The following is a 19234-nucleotide window of genomic DNA, read 5'->3' as shown; positions in this document are numbered from 1 at the left end:
TCTGGGGGCAAGGTTATTAGAGGGGGGCGAATGCCTGCCGATAGACTTGGATGATAGTGAGTCGTGCGGTCTTATCACTGCGATTCATGCAGCACCCACCGGCCTTCTGATAGTGCTGACGCGCCCGCCGCGCCGTTGGCTAGACTCGTCTCACGGCTATTTCTTCCATAGGACATCCCCCATGAGCATGACGTTTTCCGGCCAGGTCGCCCTGGTGACCGGCGCCGCCGCCGGTATTGGCCGCGCTACCGCGCTGGCGTTCGCCGCAGAAGGCTTGAAGGTTGTGGTCGCCGACCTGGACGTGGCGGGCGGCGAGGGCACGGTTGCGTTGATCCAACAGTCGGGTGGCGAGGCGCTGTTCGTGCGCTGCAACGTCACCCTGGACGCGGATGTGCAGCAATTGATGGCGCAGACCGTCGCCGCTTATGGGCGCCTTGACTATGCCTTCAACAACGCCGGGATCGAGATCGAGAAGGGCAAGTTGGCCGACGGCACACTGGACGAGTTCGATGCAATCATGGGCGTCAACGTCAAGGGCGTGTGGTTGTGCATGAAGTATCAGTTACCGCTGTTGCTGGCCCAGGGCGGCGGGGCGATCGTCAACGCTGCGTCGGTGGCGGGGTTGGGTGCTGCACCGAAGATGAGCATCTATGCCGCGTCCAAGCATGCCGTGATCGGTCTGACCAAGTCGGCAGCCATTGAGTACGCGAAGAAAAAAATTCGCGTGAACGCAGTCTGCCCTGCGGTGATCGACACTGACATGTTCCGTCGTGCCTATGAAGCTGACCCGCGCAAGGCAGAATTTGCCGCCGCCATGCACCCGGTCGGGCGTATTGGCAAAGTTGAGGAAATCGCCAGCGCTGTGCTGTACCTGTGCAGTGATGGGGCCGCATTTACCACTGGCCAAGCGTTGGCGGTGGATGGCGGCGCGACGGCTATCTAGGACTCAAGGTCGCGCACTCTTCGAAAAGGCCAGGGACGCTGTGGGGCGTTTCCATGGCTGGCACAAGGCCTCGTCAGAATGTGTATCAGCAGGTAAATAAGTCAATAAAATCAATACTTTAATAAAGGTTGGCGACCGGCATGAGCGGGCTTCTGTGCTTAACTGTTTGGGGTTGAATAACAGACAGTTGAAGTGAGTGGCTCATGGATTTAGGGATCGATCGACAAGCCCTTGTACCGGTGGTGCAGCAAATCGTCAGCGCGGTGGCGCAATGGATACGCAAAAGCGGCGCGAGCCCCGGCACGCGCTTGCCGTCCATCCGGCAAGTGGCCCTCGATAACCTGCTTAGCCAGTCCAGCGTGATCGAGGCATTCGAGCGAATGGTGGCCCAGGGGTTATTGGCCTCAAGGCAGGGCTCGGGATTTGTGGTGGCCCAGCCGCCTGTTTCCCTTGAAAGCCACTGGTACGAGGGGGCGGAACTGGCGTGGGGCGCCTTCGTCGAAGGCCCGTTGGGCGAATTGAAACTGGGATGCGGCTGGTTGCCGGACGCGTGGCGTGAAAGCGACGACCTCTGCTACGCGGTACGCGAAATCAGCCGTACCGACACCGCCGGCCTCTTCAACTACAGCACGCCACTGGGGCTGCCGGCGTTGCGTGAGCAACTGCTCAAGCGGCTGACCCAGATAAAAGTCGCCACTCGCCTCGATTGCATCCTTACGACCCACGGCGCCGGCCACGCCCAGGACCTGTTGATACGCACACTGCTCAAGGCCGGCGACACGGTAGTGGTCGAGACGCCGGGCTATGCCAACCTCTATCGGCAGTTGGAGCGCCACGGCGTCACGTTGCTGGAAGTCCCGCGCACCGTGGGTGGCCCGGATATCCCGGTGCTCGAGACGCTGCTGCAAAGCCATCGCCCCCGGTGCCTGTTCATCAATTGCCTGTACCACAACCCCACCGGTACCAGCCTGTGCCGTGCGATAGCCGAGCGTTTGCTGCAACTGGCGCGTAGCGAAGACTTCCTGATCATTGAAGAGGACGTCTATGGCGACTTGCAGCACGCCAGTTGCACGCGGCTGTCGGCGTTGCCCCACGATGACCGGGTGATCTATGTCTCGAGCTTTTCCAAGACCCTCAGCAGTGCGTTGCGCGTGGGTTACGTCAGTGCCGGCGCGGCGATCATTGCGCAAATGGCCAGCCTCAAGACGCTGACCGGCATCGGCACCTCGCGTTTTGCCGAAGCGGTCGTTGCCACGTTGCTGGCCAATGGCACTTACCGCAAGTGGGTGCAGCGCCTGCGCAAGCGCTTGAACACGCAGATGGCCGCGACCCTGCAGGTGCTGGAGGATGAGGAGTGGGAAGTGTTTGTTGTGCCTGCCGGCGGTATGTTTGTGTGGGCGCGGCCTGGTGTGGGCGATCCTTCACGGTTGCAGGTCTGTGCCCGGCGACTCGGCGTCTTGTTGTCGCCCGGTGCGCTGTTTAATCCAAAAGGTGAAGCAAGTGACTGGCTGCGCATCAATGTGGCCTATGCTGATGATCAGCGCGCGCTGGCGTTGTTCCGCGCCATGGGGCCTGCAAGATCGACCTCGACCATTCTGAAAACGACGAGCATGTAGCTTTTTGCCATTATTGTGGCGCCAACGTCTTGTGCCGGTAGCTCGTCGTTGCGAATCTCCCAGCATGGAAACCAGGCTTGATGGCATCTGCCATTGCAAGAGGATTCAAGTGCAATGATTTCGGCCGTGCAACGACGTTTTGCCAACCTCGGTATGGCGAAAAAACTAGGCTTGGGCTTCACCCTGGTGCTGCTGCTGACCGCGCTGGTAGCGGCCATTGGCGTGTGGTCCCTGCAAACTGTGGGGCAGCGGTTTGAAGGCCTCAAGGCGATGTCTTCGCTCAACAGTGGCTTGCTCAAGGTGCGCTTGATCGAGCAGGACTATGCGTTGCACGTTGACCCCAAAGCTGTCGACGCCCTGCATGAAAGCGTCGATGCGCTGGCGGCCCTGGCGGCCACGTTAAAAGCCCAGTCCGCCGCCAATGTACCGGTGATGAGCGATGTTGAGCAGGCGTTGGCCGCCTATCGCAAGGCGTTCGATGAGTTTGTCGAGTTGACCCAGACCAAGGACCTGGCCCTCGAGATGGCCAGTTGGTCGGTGTCCAGTGTGGCCAATAACCTCGACGTATTGCAGGCCGGTTTGGCCGATGATGGGGCCTATGGCCTCAAGGAAAGCCAGGGTAAGGACGGCGCCGAGTTTATCGCGCAGGCGGGGCAGGTCAGCCAGGTGTCGCGGTTGATGCTGCAAGCCATGAATGAAGCGCGGGTGCGCCTGGATCAGAGCCGCAAGGCGGATGCCGACAATGCCGAGCAAGGCAGGATCGAGCAGGCCGACCAGGCGCTGGCTCAGGTCGAACAGTTGAAAACGTCGGTCAAGGATGCGGGTTACCAGACCGTGCTCAACGAAGTGTCCGGGCATATTGCCGCGTTCAGCGAAAAACTCGGCGAATACACCGGGTTGCTGGCTCAGGAAAAAGTCGTCTACAAGCAGTTGCATGACCGCGCCGATCAAGTGGTCAGCCGGGTCAACCAGGCGTACGCCGCCGAAGATCAGTCGATGCAGGCGCAGTTGAAAAAAAGCGCGTTGCTGATCATCGGTTCCTCAGCCCTGGCACTGTTGGTGGGGTTGATTGCGGCGTGGGTGATCACCCGGTTGATCGTCGCGCCCCTGCGCAGTGTGATCACCGTGGCCCAGCAGATTGCCGCCGGGGACCTGAGTGGGCGGATGGAAGTCAGCCGTCGTGATGAGATCGGCCAGTTGATGCAGGCGATGCAGCAGATGGGCAATGGCCTGAGCCAGATGGTCAGCGGCTTGCAGGCGGGGATTGAGCAATTGGCCAGCTCGGCGCATTCCCTGTCCAGCGTCACCGAGCAAACCAATGTTGAAGTCAGCAGCCAGAAGGAAGAGACCGAGCAAGTCGCCACGGCGATGAACCAGATGACGGCCACGGTGCATGACGTGGCGCGCAACGCCGAAGAGGCCGCGCAAGCCGCGCAGACCGCCGATGACAAGGTCGAAAGCGGTCAGCATGTGGTGCGCCAGAGCCTGCAGCGCATTGAATTGCTTGCAACGTCGAGCACCAGTGCCAGCGCCAGTATCGAGAGCCTGAGTGCGGAAATCCAGAACATCGGCACCGTGTTGAGCGTGATCAAAAGCGTGGCCGAGCAGACCAATCTGCTTGCGCTCAACGCCGCCATCGAAGCCGCCCGCGCAGGCGAGCAAGGCCGAGGCTTTGCGGTGGTGGCTGATGAGGTGAGGGCGCTGGCCAAGCGCACTCAGCAGTCGACCGAGGAGATCGAGCGGCTGGTCAGCACCTTGCGCAGTGCGGCGCAGTCATCGGTACAGCAGATTCAGCAGAGTGGCGAATTGGTGAAGCTGGCCGTCAGTGATGCCCTGGAGACCGAGAGTGCGTTGGGCAGCATCGCCGCCGCAGTGTCATTGATCCAACAGATGAACCAGCAGATTGCGGCGGCGGCCGAAGAACAAAGCTCGGTGGCTGAGGAGATCAATCGCAGCGTCACCAGCATTCGCGCGAGCGCCGATCAATCGGCGTTGAGCATGCAAGGTAACGCCGCGTCGAGCATTCAACTGGCGCAATTGGGGGCTGAGCTCAAGGGCATGGTGGGGCACTTCCGCCTTTGATCGTGCCGTGTTGGCCGCGATCAAAGGGCGCAGGAGCGATCAGGCGTTGTTGGCGAGGAAGGTCAGCAGCGCTTCGCTGACGAAGTCCGGATTTTCCCGGGCAGAGATATGCCCGGCCTCTGGAATCAGGATCAGGCTGCAGCCGATCAGCTCGGCCATTTCCTGGGATTCGGCGGGTGGACGAGGCTTGTCCTGTTCGCCGCACATCACCAGGGTGGTCTCTGCGTCCAGCTGTGGCAGTTGATCCAATACGTCGGCGCGGCTGAAGATCAGGCGCCCCAGGGGCACGATGCTCTGCAGCAGCCGCTCCTTGGTAAACGCCTTCAGGGCCTTGCGGAAATCCTGATACAGCGCCGACTCACGATCGATCCCCGGTCGGAAGAAGATCGGGGCGACCACATCCAGCAACGGCTCCGGGATGGCGCCAGCGTCTTCGATCATCTTGAACAGCGAGAAATAGTACTGACGCGTGGTCTCGGGCTCGGCGCCCAGGTAGGTGTCCATCAATATCAGGCTGTTGATGCGCTCAGGCGCCCGTAATGCCAGGCGTGCGCCCCACATGCCACCGACCGACAGGCCCACCAGGTTGACCTGTGCAATGTCCAGTTGGTCCAGCAGGGCCAGGGCCTGGCGCGCCAGGTCATCCAGGGAGTGGGTCTGGGCCGGTAGCGGGCCTGACTCATCGTGGCCCCACAGCTCGGGGACGATGACGCGGTATTGTTGCGACAAGGCTTCAATCTGCGGTGCCCACATGTCGCGGTCCCACAGGTAGCTCGAGCCAAGGAGGACGACCGGGCCGGTGCCCTGGTCGACATAGTGCAGCGGTTGTCCATCAATCACGGCAACAGGCATAGCAGGCCTCTAACTTCACGGAGTGAGGGGCACTTTTTTACGCTAGTCGGGGCCGTGCGGATAGATGCAAAGTGATGGCATGTGGCGAGTAGCTCGCCACATGCGAGGCAGGGCGATCAGTCGTAGATGGCTTTCTTTTTCCACTCTGCGTCGGCATCGACTACTTTCAGGCCTTCGGTCAACTCGTTGACTTCATCCTCGGCGGGCGCGCTGTTGGTCAGCACCGTAGAGTTGGCGCGGGCCAGTTGATTCTCCAGCAATTGCAACTGCGCGCTATAGAGTACCGGCTCCGGCTGTTTGCGCAGGTACTGTACGCCACGCTCGAACGCCAGGCGTGCCTGGCCAGGCTGGCCTTGTTGCAGGGCGTGCTGGCCGAGGTTGTTGAAGAACTCGATGTGCAGCAGCACGAGAATATGGCGAATTTCCTTGATCCAGTGCTTGGCCTCGTTGGTCGGCAGGAATCCGTCCTGGGCGGCACGGGTGACTTGACCGTGGAGGGCTTCCAACAGGAAACGCACATCCTTGGCCTTGGCTTCGGTCTGGATCGGCGCCGGCGGGTTGGCCACCGGAATCGATTCGCCCTGGCCGATCAGCGCATTCAACTCAGCGATACGGGCCTTGAGCGGCGCGCTGGACTTGTTGAGGTTCAACAGACGCTGGTTGACGTTGAGCTCCAGGCGGGTCAGCAACAGCTTGAGCTTCGGAGTCATCAACTGGCCGGGGAAGGTCTCGGTAATTTCACCGCAACGACGCAGCCGATCGTTGAGTTCGATCTCGGTGCGTTTCTTTTCCAGTTTGTTGTTTTCCACCATGTGGTTCATGTAGCCAATGGCGATCAGTATTACGATCCCGGCTACTACCAGCAGGGTGATCATGAGTGGTGTCACCGGTGTGACCTCTTTATAGGGTTTGTTGTGGAGTGTAGTGACTGGGCCATCCGGCGGATAGGATTGTTCGACCAGTTGCCCAGGTAGTTTCTTCTATATAGGTAAAGGCGCGCTGGATAGATGCACATTGCCATCATTTGCTGAGGCGAACTATAGCGCCTTGTCGGGCGCCAGAATATAGGCGTCAAAGCCCGGACGGGCAGATTGCCCGCAAAGGCCTGGAAAGCAGGGCGAAGTCATTGATTTAAATAAATTTATCCTTGGGGGTTGACGACCTTTCAATCCATCCATAGAATGCGCGCCACTTACAGCGTAAAGCACACAGCGAAATGCGGTAGGGAGTGAATGTTGTACGTGTGTCCCCTTCGTCTAGTGGCCTAGGACACCGCCCTTTCACGGCGGTAACAGGGGTTCGAGTCCCCTAGGGGACGCCATATGCGGGAATAGCTCAGTTGGTAGAGCACGACCTTGCCAAGGTCGGGGTCGCGAGTTCGAGTCTCGTTTCCCGCTCCAATTTACAAGCAGTGTGGCTTTCGGGCGGCACTGAGTGAAACCAGGACCAAGTCTTCGGATGAGGCCTCTGGGCACTGAAATACACACCATGTGTTTCAGTAGCGTGTCCCCTTCGTCTAGTGGCCTAGGACACCGCCCTTTCACGGCGGTAACAGGGGTTCGAGTCCCCTAGGGGACGCCATTTGCGGGAATAGCTCAGTTGGTAGAGCACGACCTTGCCAAGGTCGGGGTCGCGAGTTCGAGTCTCGTTTCCCGCTCCATATTTAACGAAAACGCCGATCAGTGATGATCGGCGTTTTTGTGTGTGTTGATTTTTATCCACGGAAACACATCGTGTGTAGGGCGTGTAGTGAAGCGCGTAGGAATAATCTGTATTTGATATCGGGTGGGTGTGTACCTGTTCCGTTGTCTCTACTCTGGCCAGCCCGTTCTGCGTGTTCACTTCAGAGAGCTGCCCGGATGTTCCAACTCGATTTCTATTCAACCTTGGTCGCCGCCTCGCTGGTGCTGTTACTGGGGCGCTGGCTGGTGGCCCGAATCGGCTTTTTACGTGCCTACAGTATTCCGGAGCCGGTCGCCGGTGGCCTGTTGATTGCCGCGTTGCTTGTGTTGTTGCGCGCACTGACGGGGGTCGAGGTTCGATTCGATGCGTCATTGCAAGCGCCATTAATGTTGGCGTTTTTTGCCACCATTGGCCTGAATGCGGACTTTGCCAGCCTGAAAAAAGGCGGACGGGTGTTGGGTCTCTTCCTGTTGGTCGTGACTGCCCTGCTGGTTGTGCAGAACGCCATGGGCATCGCCCTGGCCACGGCGCTCGGGCTCGACCCGCTCATGGGCTTGCTTGCCGGCTCTGTCACGTTGTCGGGTGGGCACGGCACCGGAGCCGCATGGGCGGGAGTGTTCAGTGAGAAGTATGGCGTGGCGTCCGCGTCTGAGTTGGCGATCGCGTCGGCGACGTTTGGCTTGGTACTGGGTGGCTTGATTGGTGGCCCGGTCGCGCGCTTGCTGATCAAGCGTGTACGCGTGCCGGGTGTTGAGCATTCTCAACCGCGCCTGCCGCAAGGCTTTGAGCAGCCCGATCAGGAGCGCTTGATTACCCCGTTCTCCTTTATTGAGACGCTTGCGCTCCTGGCGATCAGTCTGCAGGTCGGTACGTTTTTGAGTGGTTTGATTCAAGGTACGGCATTCGAGCTGCCGACTTTTGTGTGTGTGCTGTTCGTTGCAGTGGTAGTGCGCAACGGCTTGTCGGCGCTGGGCTGGCACCAAGTGTTTGAGCGTGAAGTGTCGGTGCTGGGTAATGTCAGCCTGTCGTTGTTCCTGGCGATGGCCTTGATGTCGCTCAAACTCTGGGACCTGGCGGCGCTGGCGCTGCCGATTTTCATCCTGTTGGCGGCACAGGCGTTGATGATGGCCCTGTTTGCGATTTTTGTGACGTTCCGGGTCATGGGCAGTCACTACGACGCAGCGGTGCTGGCGGCAGGGCACTGCGGCTTCGGTTTGGGCGCCACGCCCACTGCGATTGCCAATATGCAGGCGGTGACGCAACGCTTCGGCCCGTCGCCAATCGCCTTTCTGGTCGTGCCGATGGTGGGTGCGTTCTTTATCGATATCACCAATGCGGTGGTGATCAAGCTGTACCTGGCGCTGCCGTTGTTCGATGTGGTGGGATGAGTCCGCGACCTCTCGCTTCACCCAGAAGTTGGGTGAGGATTAAGAACCGCTCCTGCTCGACGGTGACCCGCGCCCGCTGGCATTGCAGTGCTTGAACCCCACAGGAAAACCCGTGAACGAGCCGATGCAGTAGGCCCTGCACTGTACTGAATGCCTTTTGGGTCGTTTACAGGGCCGCAATAACAACAACGCCGATCAGTGATGATCGGCGTTGTTGTGATGACGGCGACAGCCGGTGCTTTGCCAATCAGAGCTTCGGCAATTGCCCGACACGTCCCATCATTTCAGTGACAATCTGCAGGTCCAGCAGGAACTGGTCGACCGTCTTGAATTCACCGTCCGTATGCCCGGTGTATTTGACCTCCGGCCGCGCCAGGCCGAATTGCACGCCATTGGGCAGTTCATGCACGGAGGTGGCGCCGGCCGAAGTGCCGAACTTGTGTTCCATGCCCAGGTTTTCGCTGGCCACGGCCAACAAGGCCTTCACCCATTCACCTTCAGGGTTGCGGTACATCGGCTCGGCGACCGAGTAGGTGAAGTTCACGGCCACGTTGGTTTGCTTGTCCCAGGCGCTGAGTTTGTCGGCAATTTCGGCCTTGAGCACGGCCGGGGATTTGCCCTTTGGTACGCGCAGGTTCACCGCCAGCTTGAAGGCTTTGTCATCCAGACCGACAAAGGTCAGCGAGGTGGTCAGCGGCCCCATGAACGCATCGGAGAAGCCAACGCCCAGTTTGCCACCCAGGTAATCCAGGCCCCAGTTGTCAGCGGCGTAACGTGCGGCATCAGTGATGTGGTTGTGCTTGAGGGCGATCTTGCCGTCGATGCTGTGGATCAACTCCAACATGCGTGCAACCGGGTTGACGCCCGATTGCGGTTCGGACGAGTGAGCGGACACGCCGGTGACCGTCAGTTTGACCTGCTTGCCATCGACCTTGGCGTTGACCTCAAAGTCGCCGCCATTACGCTTGGCGTATTCCGCGCCGGCTTTTTGCAGGCTGGCGGCAAGTTCTGCGGGCGTGTCGCTGACCAGGGTGGCCACCGACACCGACGGAATCTGATTGGTGGCCATGCCGCCGGTCATCGCGATGATTTCCGCGCCTTTGCCTTCACCCTTGCGCACCGGGAACGTCGCCATGACGGTGCCGTAGCCTTTCTCGGCAATCACCACCGGGTAGCCGCCGTCCAGCGCCAGGTTGTATTTGGGCGTTGGGTTATGTTCGAAGTAGTAAGGAATCGCGTCGCCGGACGTTTCCTCGGTGGTGTCCACCAGCAGCTTGAAGTTGCGCGCCAGCGGCAGCTTCTCTTCCTTGATGACCTTCATTGCATACATGGCCACTACGATGCCGTTTTTGTCATCTTCAGTGCCGCGACCATACATACGATCGCCGATCAGCGTGACCTTGAACGGGTCGAGTTTGGTGCCGTCCTTGAGCACCCAGTTTTCCGGCGTCACCGGTACCACGTCAGCGTGGGCGTGAATGCCGACCACTTCATCGCCGCTGCCTTCCAGGGAGATTTCGTACACGCGGTTGTCGATGTTCCGGAAGTTCAGGTTGAAGGCCTTGGCCAGGCTCTGAATCTTGTCGGCGATCTTGAGGAATTCCGGGTTCTTGTACTGCGGCAGGCCGTCGACGTTGAAGGTCGGGATTTCCACCAGCTCGCGCAGGGTTTCGAGGGCTGCTTTGCCGTATTTCACTCGCGTGTAAATACCCAGCAGGCGATTGATTTCATTTTGCTGGTCGGCGGTCAGGGTTTTATTGGCCAGGAAGGCATTGATGGCCGGCCCGACGTCATCGGTTTTCGCCAGGTCGCCCTTGGCCAGGGTGCCGAGGAAACCACGAAAATCGGTGACCGATGTTTCGTTGAAACTCTTCAGAATTGTCGCGCTCTGTTCGGCGGTGATGTTGGCAAATGCCGGTGTGGCGACGGCCGAGAGGCTGGCGGCGAACAGGGTGGCGGCAACCAGTTTTTTAAGGGGAAAGTGCATTGCTGGAGGCATTCCTTTGCAGGTAGTAAGTAAGGAGTTTCTGATCAATAAGTCAGAAACATTTCCACACACTACCATCACCAAGGTCGGGAGAGGGAGACCTTGGTGTGGGAAATGTCGTACTTAAATGCCGGGACTGTAGAGATCCAAATGTGGGCGCGGGCGTGCTCGCGAAGGCGGTGTGTCAGTCGAAGCCGGCGGTGACGGGTGCATCGCTATCGCAGGCAAGCCCGCTCCCACAGGGGTGTGGCGGGTGTTGACGCACGTTTCACATCAAGGCTTGCCAGGATGAGGGTCCGGATACTGTGCCGCTACCTCCAATGGCTTGGCATAGGGCCCGTCCCACAACTGTTCATGCAGCTCTCCTACACGCTTGGCCATCGCCGTGTCGTGCATCACCACTTCCAGGTTGCGCGAGTTATCCAGGTACCCGCCCAGCCAGTTGCTGGTGCCGACCCATGCAACTTGCCCGTCGATTTCCATCGTCTTGCTGTGGATCACCCGCGCATAAGGGATAAACCCTTGCTTGGCCTCGGGCAGGGTGACGATTTTGATCTCTACATTGGGCAGCACGGCCAGGCTTTTGAGGTAGGGCAGTTCCAGCTTGTCGGTGTTCCAGTTGGACACCATCAGCTTGACCGCCACCCCTCGCGCTGCCGCAGCACGTACGGCGTTGTCGATCACCGCGTAGTACGGACGGGTCCTGTCCGGTCCGTAGGACAGCGGCGCGTAGTCGAGCAGTTGCACACGCACTTCTTTCTTGGCTTCGCTCAGCAGGCGCGGCAGTTCCAGCTGTGAATCGCCCACGCCCGGCGGGTTGTAGCGTTGCGGGCTGGCCACCAGATAGTTGCCGGTGCGCGCAGGTGCCTGGCTTGCGGCAGGCAGTGGCACCGGTTGTTTATCTGCCAGGGCGGCCTGGGCTTGCCAGTCCTGATTGAAGATCGCCTGAACCTGGCTGACCACGGTGGCATCGCTGATGCGCAGCCCGGTCTCGTGGATATGTTCCAGCGAGCGCCAATCGAAGTTCTGGCTGCCGACAAACGCCTGCTTGCCGTCCACCACCATGTATTTGGCGTGGATGATCCCACCGCTCAGTTGCCCGTACGACAGCACGCGGAAGGTCAGGTTGGGGATCGCCCGCAAGCGTTCCAGGGTGGACGCTTCCGACAGCCGAATGCCTTTTTCTTCGAGCAAAAAGCGAATTTTCACCCCGCGTTTGCCGGCAGCTTCCAGGTGTTCGATGACCTTGTCCATCACCGAGCCGGGATGGTCGGCCGCGTAGAACTGGCCGATATCAAGGGTGCTTTTCGCACCGTCAAACAACTCGATCCACACCGGGCCAGGCTGGCGCAAATCGGCGGTGCCCAATGCGGTGTCCACCGGCACGGTGTGCACCAGTTCAAACCCGGGAATCGAAAAGTCCGCTTGGGCAAGCGGACTGAGGAGTAGGCCGGTGAGGCCTGCGATACGCAACTTCAGCGATAGGGACATAGGAGTCTCGGCAGGCAAAAAGAAGGGCGGGCGCCTGCTGCGCCCGCCCTGCAGGTCATGCGGTGCGGGTGTGCAACGGGGTCGGCACCAGGTGCGGCACTTCGCCCTGTACACGGGCCCCGGTGGCGGCGCGGATCAGCAGGATTTTCAGCTGGTCGTTGATGCGCTCCAGGCTGTCCTGGAAGAAGTTGTGGAACACCACGCAGAACAGTGCGATGGCGATACCCAAGCCCGTGGCGAACAAGGCCGTGCCGATACCACCGGAAATCTGGCCTGGGTCGGACACGCCGGCACTGGCCAGTGCCTTGAAGGTGTCGATGATGCCAAGGATGGTGCCCAACAGGCCCAGCAACGGCGCGGCGGTGGTGATGGTTTCGATGATCCACAGGCTGCGCGACAGCGGTGCGCGGGTCTTCAGGTACTGGGTTTCGATTTCGTCGTCCAGGTCTTTGCGCGAACCATGGGACGCCTTCTGCGCCAGGATCGGCAGCACCATGTTCAGCGGCAGGCTGTCACGACGGGTCAGCGCTTGTGGCAGGTCGCGTTCGCTGTGCACGCTGGCGCCCAGCGCTTCGGTCAAGGCCCGCGCCTGGCGGCGTACGTAGGCGAAGTAGATGCCACGTTCGATGGTGATGAAAATCGCAATCGCCATCGCGGCATACATCACATAAAAGGTGATTTGGTGAAGCAGGTCCATGTCCATGAGTGTTGTCCTCTCAGGTGAATAATCAGAAATTCGCTTCCAGGGAAACCGTGACGGTACGGTCCAGGCCCACGATGTAAGCCGGGTCGCCATCGCGGAAACCGCTGTAGGTCGCCGAGTTGGTCTTGGTGGTGTACACGCCGTCTAGGTACTTCTTGTCGAACAGGTTGTCGACGTTCAGGCGCAGGGTTGCGTCCTTGACCACTTTCTTGTCGACCGGCAGGTAGATACCGGCGCCGAGGTTGAAAATGGTGCGCGCGGAAATGGCTTCGTCGTTGGTCAGGTCGCCGTAGAGCTTGCTGGTGAACTTGCCGCCGAACGTGCCGTAGAAGCGCCCGTCGTCATAGCCGAGGTTGGCCGCCAGCATGTTGGTCGGCACGTTGGCGAACTGCTTGCCGCTGGTGGGCAGCACGATGGGCTTGCCGGCGTTGAAGACGGTCAGGTCATCCTGCTGCTTGGAGCTGGTGTAGGTGTAGGACGTGTAGTAGTTGAAGTGGTTGGGCAGCTTGCCGCTCCACTCCAGTTCCAGGCCTTTGTTGATGACGGTGCCGGCGTTGATGTCGGCCGAATCACCGTTGCTGTCCAGGGAGGTGAGCTGGCGATTCTTGAACTGCATATAGAACAGGGTGGCGGCGAGGGTGGTGTCTTCGCCGGTGTAGCGCCAGCCCAGTTCCTGGTTCCAGCTCAGTTCCGGCTTGGCGTCAAGGGAGCCGACGCCTTTGTCGTACAGCACGTAGTTCTGCGGAATACGCATGTTGCGCGACAGGCTGTAGAACAACTGGTCACGCTCGTCGAGCTGGTATTTGAGGCCGGCGTTGGGCAGCAACTTGTTGTAGGTCTGGTTGGCTTTGCCCGGTTGTTCGGTGAGGCTGCCGTGGTTGGTGCCTTCACGCTCGACGTTCATGTAGGCAATGCCAGCGATCAGCGTCCAGTCCGAGTTGATGTACCAGGTGTCCTGGGTCCAGACTTTTTGCGCAGGCGTCACGGTGTAGCGGTCGCGACCTTGTACGGTGTTGCCGTTCGCATCGACCACGGAACTGCCGTCCGGCCAGGTGTCGCTTGGCTTGCCGCTGTTCTTGAGGGCAATGAACGGTTGGGTCTGGCTTTGGCGGGCGCGTTCGTACCAGTAGCCGAATTGCAGGCTGTGGTCGCCCAGGTCCCAGTTCAGTTTGGTGGTGATGCCCGGGCGCCAGGTCTGAGTGCGCGAAGGACGGTAGTAGACGCCTGTGGTGGCGGAGCCGTCGGCGTTGTATTGAGCCGCCGTCGGCAGGTTGCCGAGGTCGAAAACGCCACCCTTGTTCGAGCTGCTGTTCAGCGCATAGGCGGAGGAGCCTACGCCGCTGCCGTTGCCGTAGTAGTAATACGGGATCACCGAGAGGGACAGGTTGTCGCGCAACTTGTATTGGGTGTTGAGGACGGCGGTAAAGGTCTGGAACGGGTTCTGCGCCAGGTCGTAGTAGCTGCTGACTTTGCCGTTGGAGCCCACCGCCGGCGTCGCCGGGTACGGGTCGTATTTGCGGCCGTATTGCTGGAACTGCGCCTTGGTCAACTGGCTGTAACTGTTGTTGTCTTGCTCGTGGTATTTGAGGATCAGGTTGGCCGTGTTGCCGTTGCCGGCGTCGAAGAAGCTGTTCCACTCCACCTTGTCAGCCCGTACGGCACCCGAGCCGCGCCACATCTGGCCTTCGGTATGGGAGGCCGACAGCCAGTTGCTCAGGCCGTTGACTTCACCGGTGTTGAGTCGGGCAAACGTCTTGCGGGTGGCGTTGCTGCCCACCACCTGTTTGACGAAGGCTCCGGTTTCCTTGGTCGGACGAATCGTCACGATACCGATGTTGCCGCCGCTGGAGCCGATGTGCGGGCCGTCGGCTTCCGATGAGCCCTGGGTGACAAAAATCTGGTCGATGTTTTCCGGGTCGCCCAGCAGGTTGGAATACAGCGCGTAGTTGCCGGAGTCGTTGATCGGCATGCCATCGACCGACATACCCACCTGGTCGGAGTTCATCCCGCGCATGGTGAAGCGAAAGCCCGAAAGGCCGGTGTTGTCCTCGCTGGAGATGTTCAGCCCTGGCGTGTACTTGAGCTTGTCGATGGCGTTGCCGGTGGCAGTCTGTTTGTCCAACGCTTCCTTGGTGATGGTCGAGCGGCCCTTGGCGCTCTCTTCCTGGACCATGTAACCGCCCCCCGCGGTTGCCTTGCCCTGTACTCCAATTGTGCCGACGTCACTGTCGCTGGTATCTGCCATGACCACTCCGTGGGTCATGCTCGTAGCGGCAACGAGTGCCAGATGAATGCGGGTGAACCTCATCACTGTCGTCCTGGTGTCGGGTGCTTATTGCACGCTGTAGTTGAAGGTGGCGGTGAAGCGTTGCTCGTTACGTCCACCGAAGGCTTGTTCGGGGAACGGTTTGACCTGCTTGATGCGGCGCAGGCTATTGGTAGCGGCCCGATTGAGCAGCATGCTGGGCGCCGGGGTCTGAATCCCGGCGTCCAGGACGCGGCCTTGTCGATCCACCATCAACCAGACCACCACCTCGCCACTGGGGCGTTCGAGGGACGCCTGGCGCCCGGTGGGGTATTGCTTGTAAGTGTCCAGTTCGTTGCGCAACCCCTTGAGGTAGCCGCCTTCCAGCGCCAGGCCATCCACTTTGGGCGGCGCCGGCGGGGCGGGCGGGGCAGGCGTCGGTGCGACGGCAGCCTGTACCGGCTTCGCCGCAACCGCAGGTGCCGGCGTCGGCGTGGGTGTTGGCTTGGCAGCAACGACGGGCTTGGGCTTGGGGATCGGCTTGGGCTTGGGTTCAGGTTTTGGCAATGGCTTGGGCGGTGGCGGCGGCGGGGCCGGTTCGGCCTCTTCATCCTCGATGACCGGCGGTGGCGGCTCTTGCTCCACCACGGGTTCGGGGACCACTTCGGGCTCCGGCTCGACCAAGGCCAGTTCAACCGCCGACTCGTCGTACTGCGGCTGGATTTTCAGGGGTTGGGACTGGATACCCAGTGCAATCAGCACCAGGGCGATCAGGGCCGGGACACTGCCCAGCAGCCGACGCGTACGAAACAGTACATACATGATCAGGACTTACGCGTGGCGATGGACACGGAGGTAAAGCCACCCAGGCGCAGGGTGTCCATGACTTCCACCAGGCGCGAAACCTCCACACCTTTGTCGCTGTTGACGATAATTGTCGATTTGGTATCAGGCTTTTCTGCCGCCTTCAGTGCCGGCACCAGAGCGTCGACCGCGAGGTCCTTGCCGTCGAGCTGCAACTGGCCTTCCAGACCCAGGGTCAGGATGAATTTGTTCTGCGGCTTGAGTTGTTGTGAGCTGCTCGCGCTGGGCAATTGAGTCTTCATGCCGAGTGCCGGAATCACGTTCAAGCTCACCAGTACGAAAAACACCAGGAGGAACATCATCACGTCGATCATTGGGATCAACTCAATGTGCGCCTTGCGTTTCTTGGGCTCATCCCAGGTTCTCATTCTGTTACCCCGTAATTGAATTAGGGGCGACACGCTAACAGTCAAAAATGACCGAATGGTTAACATTAATTTACGTTTTAAAGGCTCTAGGACGCGTCTTACAGGCGTTTAACCTTGCAGTTTTATGACGTAATGAAATTGACACGAAGGGCGTACATGCTTGAAGAATTTATCTCGAGAGCCCGCTCGTATGTTCACTGCATTGCCTCATATATCCACACCGCGACTCCTATTGCGGGCGCTGGAAATGGACCAGGCGGAGACACTGTTCCACCTCGCCAACGGGCCGAAAATCGCCGACAACACGGCGAATATCCCGTCGCCCTACACCCTGGAAACGGCGCAGGGTTTTATTGCCGGGAATGCGGAAAAATACCGCGCGGGTGAGTTGTTGAGCCTGGGTATGCATGTACGTGAAACCGGTGTGTTGATCGGCATCGTCAGCCTGCGACTTAACCCTCGTCATCACTATGGGCAGTTGGGTGGCTGGGTGGCGGCGCACTGTCGCAACCAGGGTTATGCGGCTGAAGCGGCGAGCGCGGTGATGGATTTCGGGTTTGCCGAACTGGGGTTGCAGCGGGTGGGCAGCCAGTGTTTTGGCCGCAATAAGGAATCGGCGCGGGTCATGGAGAAAATCGGCCTGCGTTATGAGGGCTGTATGCGCCAAGCGTTTCTCAAGAACGGCGTGTATGAGGACTTACTCGGCTTCGCCACCGTACGCGGTGACTGGGAGCGCCGAGTGTGACTGGTGCAGTGGACCATGATCGGCGGCGGGTACTCAGTGGTCTTGCCATCGCCACCGCGTTTTCGATTCTCAGCCCCTTTGCGCGCAGTGCCGGGGTTGATTATCCGTTTACCCTTGGCGTGGCATCCGGTGACCCGCTGCCGGATGGTTTTGTGATCTGGACGCGCCTGGCACCGTGGTTTAACGCAGCGGATGGGCGGGGTGGCTTGAGCCGCGCCGTGCCGGTGCGTTGGCGGGTGGCCAGCGATGCGGCGATGCAGCGCATCGTGAAACAGGGTGAGGTCATGGCAACCGAACATTTCGCCCATTCGGTGCATGTCGAGGTGGCGGGGCTGGAGGCGGGCAGGCCGTATTGGTACCAGTTCGAAGGCCTCGGCGCACAGAGCGCGGTGGGCCAGGCGCGCACGACGCCGCCGCTGCAGGCCATGGCGTCGGCACGGCTGGGGTTTGTCTCCTGCTCGCATTGGGAACGCGGTTACTTCAGTGCTTATCGCCACTTGGCGGCGGAGCAACCCGACCTGGTGTTTTTCCTTGGCGACTACATCTACGACAGTTCCCTTGCTGCGGACTCAGGCAAGATCATTCGCCCCCATGGCAGCGGTAATGCCGTGAGCTTGAGCGACTACCGCAACCGTTATGCGCTGTACAAAACCGACCCGGACTTGCAGGCCCTGCACGCCGCAGCGCCGAGCGTGGCGACCTGGGATGATCACGAGGTGCAGAACGACTACGCCAACCGTTGGTCCCAGGACCCGAAGATTCCAGTAACGCAATTTCTCCAGCAACGGGCTGCGGCGTACCAGGCCTTTTACGAACACATGCCGCTGCGCGCCAGCAGCCTGCCCAAAGGTCCGGACATGCGCGTTTACCGACGCCTGGACTACGGCCGGCTGGCGCGTTTCCATGTGTTGGATGGCCGACAGTACCGCTCCGAACAACCCTGCATCCAGGCCAATGGCAGTCATCAGGGGCACATTGCTGCCAACACTTGCGCCGACCTGCGCGACCCCCGTCGCACGATGCTCGGCTGGCAGCAGGAAACCTGGCTTGACCAGGGGTTTGCGCAGTCGAAGGCGCAGTGGAATGTGATCGCTCAGGACTTGCTGGTAGCGCCACTGATCCAGCGCGATTTGACCAGCCACCAGATGGGCCACTGGACAGACGGCTGGGACGGCTACATGGCGAACCGCTCACGCATGCTGGCGTCCATCGAGCGTCATCAGGTGAAGAACCCGGTGTTCTGGGGCGGTGATATCCATTCGTTCTGGACCACCGACCTGCATGCCGACGCCAACAACCCGGACTCGCAGATTGTGGCCACCGAATTCGTCGGCAGCTCAGTGACCTCCGATGGCCCGCCCTTTGAGGCGTTCAGCCAGATCCTGCCGCTCAACCCGCATGTAAAGTTCTTCGACAGTCGACAACGCGGCTATGTGTCGGTGGAGCTGGAGGCTTCGAGCATGCTGACCCACTTTCGCGTGATTACCGACCCGCGTGACCCACAGGCCACCGTGTCGACGCTTAAGTCGTTTGTGGTGGAGCCGGGTCGGCCGGGGGCGATTGCGCTTTAATCCAGGCTATAGCGCACTGACAGCGCGCCTTTTTTCTCCGACAGGCCGAGGATCGTCACCTGGCCCAACTCGCTCAAGGCCTGCACATGTGTACCGCCACAGGCGTAGGCGGGCAATTCGCCAAAGCCCACTTCACGGGTGCCGTCTGCCAGGACCATGTGGCGCGGGTAGTCAGCGGCGATCCATTGGTTGATTTGAGCCTGGAGCGTCTCGGCGTCTATGGCCTGCGCCGCTTGCCCGCGGATAAAGGTGATTTTGCATTCGCCCGGCCAGTGATGAGCCTTGATCGGCATCCAGCCCAGGCTTTCACCGGCATTGCCAATCAAGTGCCCAGCGGAGTGCAGGCGCGTGTAAAGGGAGCGGCGTTGCGCATCGACCCGCGCGGTGATCGGGCCGAGTTCCACGGGCTGGCTGACATAATGCACCACGCGGTCGGCTTCCTGGGTGACACGCACGACCTGGCTGTCGCCGAGCCAGCCGGTGTCAAACGGTTGCCCGCCACCTTGAGGATGAAAAATCGTTGATTGCAACGTGACGGCAAACTGGCCTTCGTGCGGGGTACAACTCAGCACTTCAAGCTCGGCCGTCAGGTGGTCGTGGGTAAAAAACAGGCGCTCGGTCATTATCTACATCCGCATCAAGGTTCTGCGGGCAGTATAAATAGTGCGCTGATGAGTGATAATCCATTCAAATATC

Annotated in this window: 15 protein-coding genes, 4 tRNA genes and 1 pseudogene; 11 read left to right on the top strand and 9 right to left on the bottom strand. The window is 60.1% G+C overall.

Annotated elements, in window-relative coordinates; genetic code table 11:
- Positions 1-181 precede the first annotated feature (181 nt).
- The 4 genes and pseudogenes from ACDZ94_RS15420 (at position 182) to ACDZ94_RS15405 (ending at position 4641) form a co-directional block, all read left to right on the top strand.
- Entirely contained in the window at positions 182-943 is a 762-nt protein-coding gene (locus ACDZ94_RS15420; protein ID WP_432750406.1) for an SDR family oxidoreductase, read from the top strand.
- 203 nt (positions 944-1146) lie between these two features.
- A complete protein-coding gene (locus tag ACDZ94_RS15415; RefSeq protein ID WP_432750405.1) occupies positions 1147-2559 on the top strand; it encodes a PLP-dependent aminotransferase family protein in 1413 nt (470 codons plus the stop codon).
- A gap of 114 nt (positions 2560-2673) precedes the next feature.
- Positions 2674-3735: pseudogene (locus ACDZ94_RS15410) on the top strand (HAMP domain-containing protein); the annotation flags it as partial.
- Positions 3724-4641, top strand: a complete 918-nt coding sequence (locus ACDZ94_RS15405; RefSeq protein WP_432751506.1) for a methyl-accepting chemotaxis protein — start codon at positions 3724-3726, stop codon at positions 4639-4641. The pseudogene ACDZ94_RS15410 and the gene ACDZ94_RS15405, both read left to right, overlap by 12 nt.
- Positions 4642-4680: 39 nt before the next feature.
- Here ACDZ94_RS15405 and ACDZ94_RS15400 read toward each other — a convergent pair whose 3' ends face one another.
- The gene (locus ACDZ94_RS15400; protein ID WP_432750404.1) at positions 4681-5493 is read right to left on the bottom strand and encodes an alpha/beta fold hydrolase; all 813 of its coding nucleotides are present in this window, start codon (positions 5491-5493) and stop codon (positions 4681-4683) included.
- A 116-nt stretch (positions 5494-5609) separates the two neighbouring features.
- Positions 5610-6380 (bottom strand): hypothetical protein, encoded by a 771-nt coding sequence (locus tag ACDZ94_RS15395; RefSeq protein WP_064451639.1) that lies wholly within the window; start codon positions 6378-6380, stop codon positions 5610-5612.
- 358 nt (positions 6381-6738) lie between these two features.
- On the opposite strand from ACDZ94_RS15395, the gene ACDZ94_RS15390 reads away from it, so the two are divergent.
- From ACDZ94_RS15390 to gltS, 5 genes are all read left to right on the top strand, one after another.
- Positions 6739-6814 (top strand) — tRNA-Glu (locus ACDZ94_RS15390).
- A gap of 3 nt (positions 6815-6817) precedes the next feature.
- Positions 6818-6893 (top strand) — tRNA-Gly (locus ACDZ94_RS15385).
- A 105-nt stretch (positions 6894-6998) separates the two neighbouring features.
- A tRNA-Glu gene (locus ACDZ94_RS15380) sits at positions 6999-7074 on the top strand.
- Between the two features lie 3 nt (positions 7075-7077).
- A tRNA-Gly gene (locus ACDZ94_RS15375) sits at positions 7078-7153 on the top strand.
- 199 nt (positions 7154-7352) lie between these two features.
- Positions 7353-8564, top strand: a complete 1212-nt coding sequence (gene gltS, locus ACDZ94_RS15370) for a sodium/glutamate symporter (RefSeq protein WP_064451640.1) — start codon at positions 7353-7355, stop codon at positions 8562-8564.
- 247 nt (positions 8565-8811) lie between these two features.
- Here gltS and ACDZ94_RS15365 read toward each other — a convergent pair whose 3' ends face one another.
- The 6 genes from ACDZ94_RS15365 to ACDZ94_RS15340 all read right to left on the bottom strand — a co-directional run bounded on the left by ACDZ94_RS15365 (position 8812) and on the right by ACDZ94_RS15340 (position 16222).
- Positions 8812-10551 carry a dipeptidase gene (locus ACDZ94_RS15365; protein WP_064451641.1) on the bottom strand — a complete coding sequence of 580 codons (1740 nt, stop codon included), beginning with the start codon at positions 10549-10551 and terminating at the stop codon, positions 8812-8814.
- Positions 10552-10824: 273 nt separating this feature from the next.
- Positions 10825-12042 carry a phospholipase D-like domain-containing protein gene (locus ACDZ94_RS15360; RefSeq protein WP_432750403.1) on the bottom strand — a complete coding sequence of 406 codons (1218 nt, stop codon included), beginning with the start codon at positions 12040-12042 and terminating at the stop codon, positions 10825-10827.
- 55 nt (positions 12043-12097) lie between these two features.
- Positions 12098-12745 carry a MotA/TolQ/ExbB proton channel family protein gene (locus tag ACDZ94_RS15355; protein WP_064451643.1) on the bottom strand — a complete coding sequence of 216 codons (648 nt, stop codon included), beginning with the start codon at positions 12743-12745 and terminating at the stop codon, positions 12098-12100.
- Between the two features lie 25 nt (positions 12746-12770).
- On the bottom strand, positions 12771-15053 hold the full coding sequence (locus ACDZ94_RS15350) for a TonB-dependent receptor (protein WP_064451644.1): 2283 nt from the start codon (positions 15051-15053) through the stop codon (positions 12771-12773).
- 24 nt (positions 15054-15077) lie between these two features.
- Entirely contained in the window at positions 15078-15812 is a 735-nt protein-coding gene (locus ACDZ94_RS15345) for an energy transducer TonB family protein (RefSeq protein WP_407017581.1), read from the bottom strand.
- Positions 15813-15814: 2 nt separating this feature from the next.
- Positions 15815-16222, bottom strand: a complete 408-nt coding sequence (locus ACDZ94_RS15340; protein WP_064451646.1) for an ExbD/TolR family protein — start codon at positions 16220-16222, stop codon at positions 15815-15817.
- Positions 16223-16412: 190 nt separating this feature from the next.
- Between ACDZ94_RS15340 and ACDZ94_RS15335 the strand changes: the two genes are divergently transcribed.
- Together ACDZ94_RS15335 and ACDZ94_RS15330 are read left to right on the top strand one after the other, a co-directional pair.
- A complete protein-coding gene (locus ACDZ94_RS15335; protein WP_064451647.1) occupies positions 16413-16967 on the top strand; it encodes a GNAT family N-acetyltransferase in 555 nt (184 codons plus the stop codon).
- Positions 16964-18538 carry an alkaline phosphatase D family protein gene (locus tag ACDZ94_RS15330; RefSeq protein WP_064451648.1) on the top strand — a complete coding sequence of 525 codons (1575 nt, stop codon included), beginning with the start codon at positions 16964-16966 and terminating at the stop codon, positions 18536-18538. The genes ACDZ94_RS15335 and ACDZ94_RS15330 overlap by 4 nt, the downstream gene beginning before the upstream one ends.
- On the opposite strand, the gene ACDZ94_RS15325 is transcribed toward ACDZ94_RS15330, so the two are convergent.
- The gene (locus ACDZ94_RS15325; protein WP_432750402.1) at positions 18535-19161 is read right to left on the bottom strand and encodes an alanyl-tRNA editing protein; all 627 of its coding nucleotides are present in this window, start codon (positions 19159-19161) and stop codon (positions 18535-18537) included. The two genes, ACDZ94_RS15330 and ACDZ94_RS15325, sit on opposite strands and share 4 nt — an antisense overlap.
- Between the last annotated feature and the right edge of the window lie 73 nt (positions 19162-19234).

This window comes from Pseudomonas sp. UBT (assembly GCF_050915955.1).
Classification (GTDB): Bacteria; Pseudomonadota; Gammaproteobacteria; order Pseudomonadales; family Pseudomonadaceae; genus Aquipseudomonas; species Aquipseudomonas antarctica_A.
This window is presented reverse-complemented; position numbering and strand designations above follow the sequence as displayed.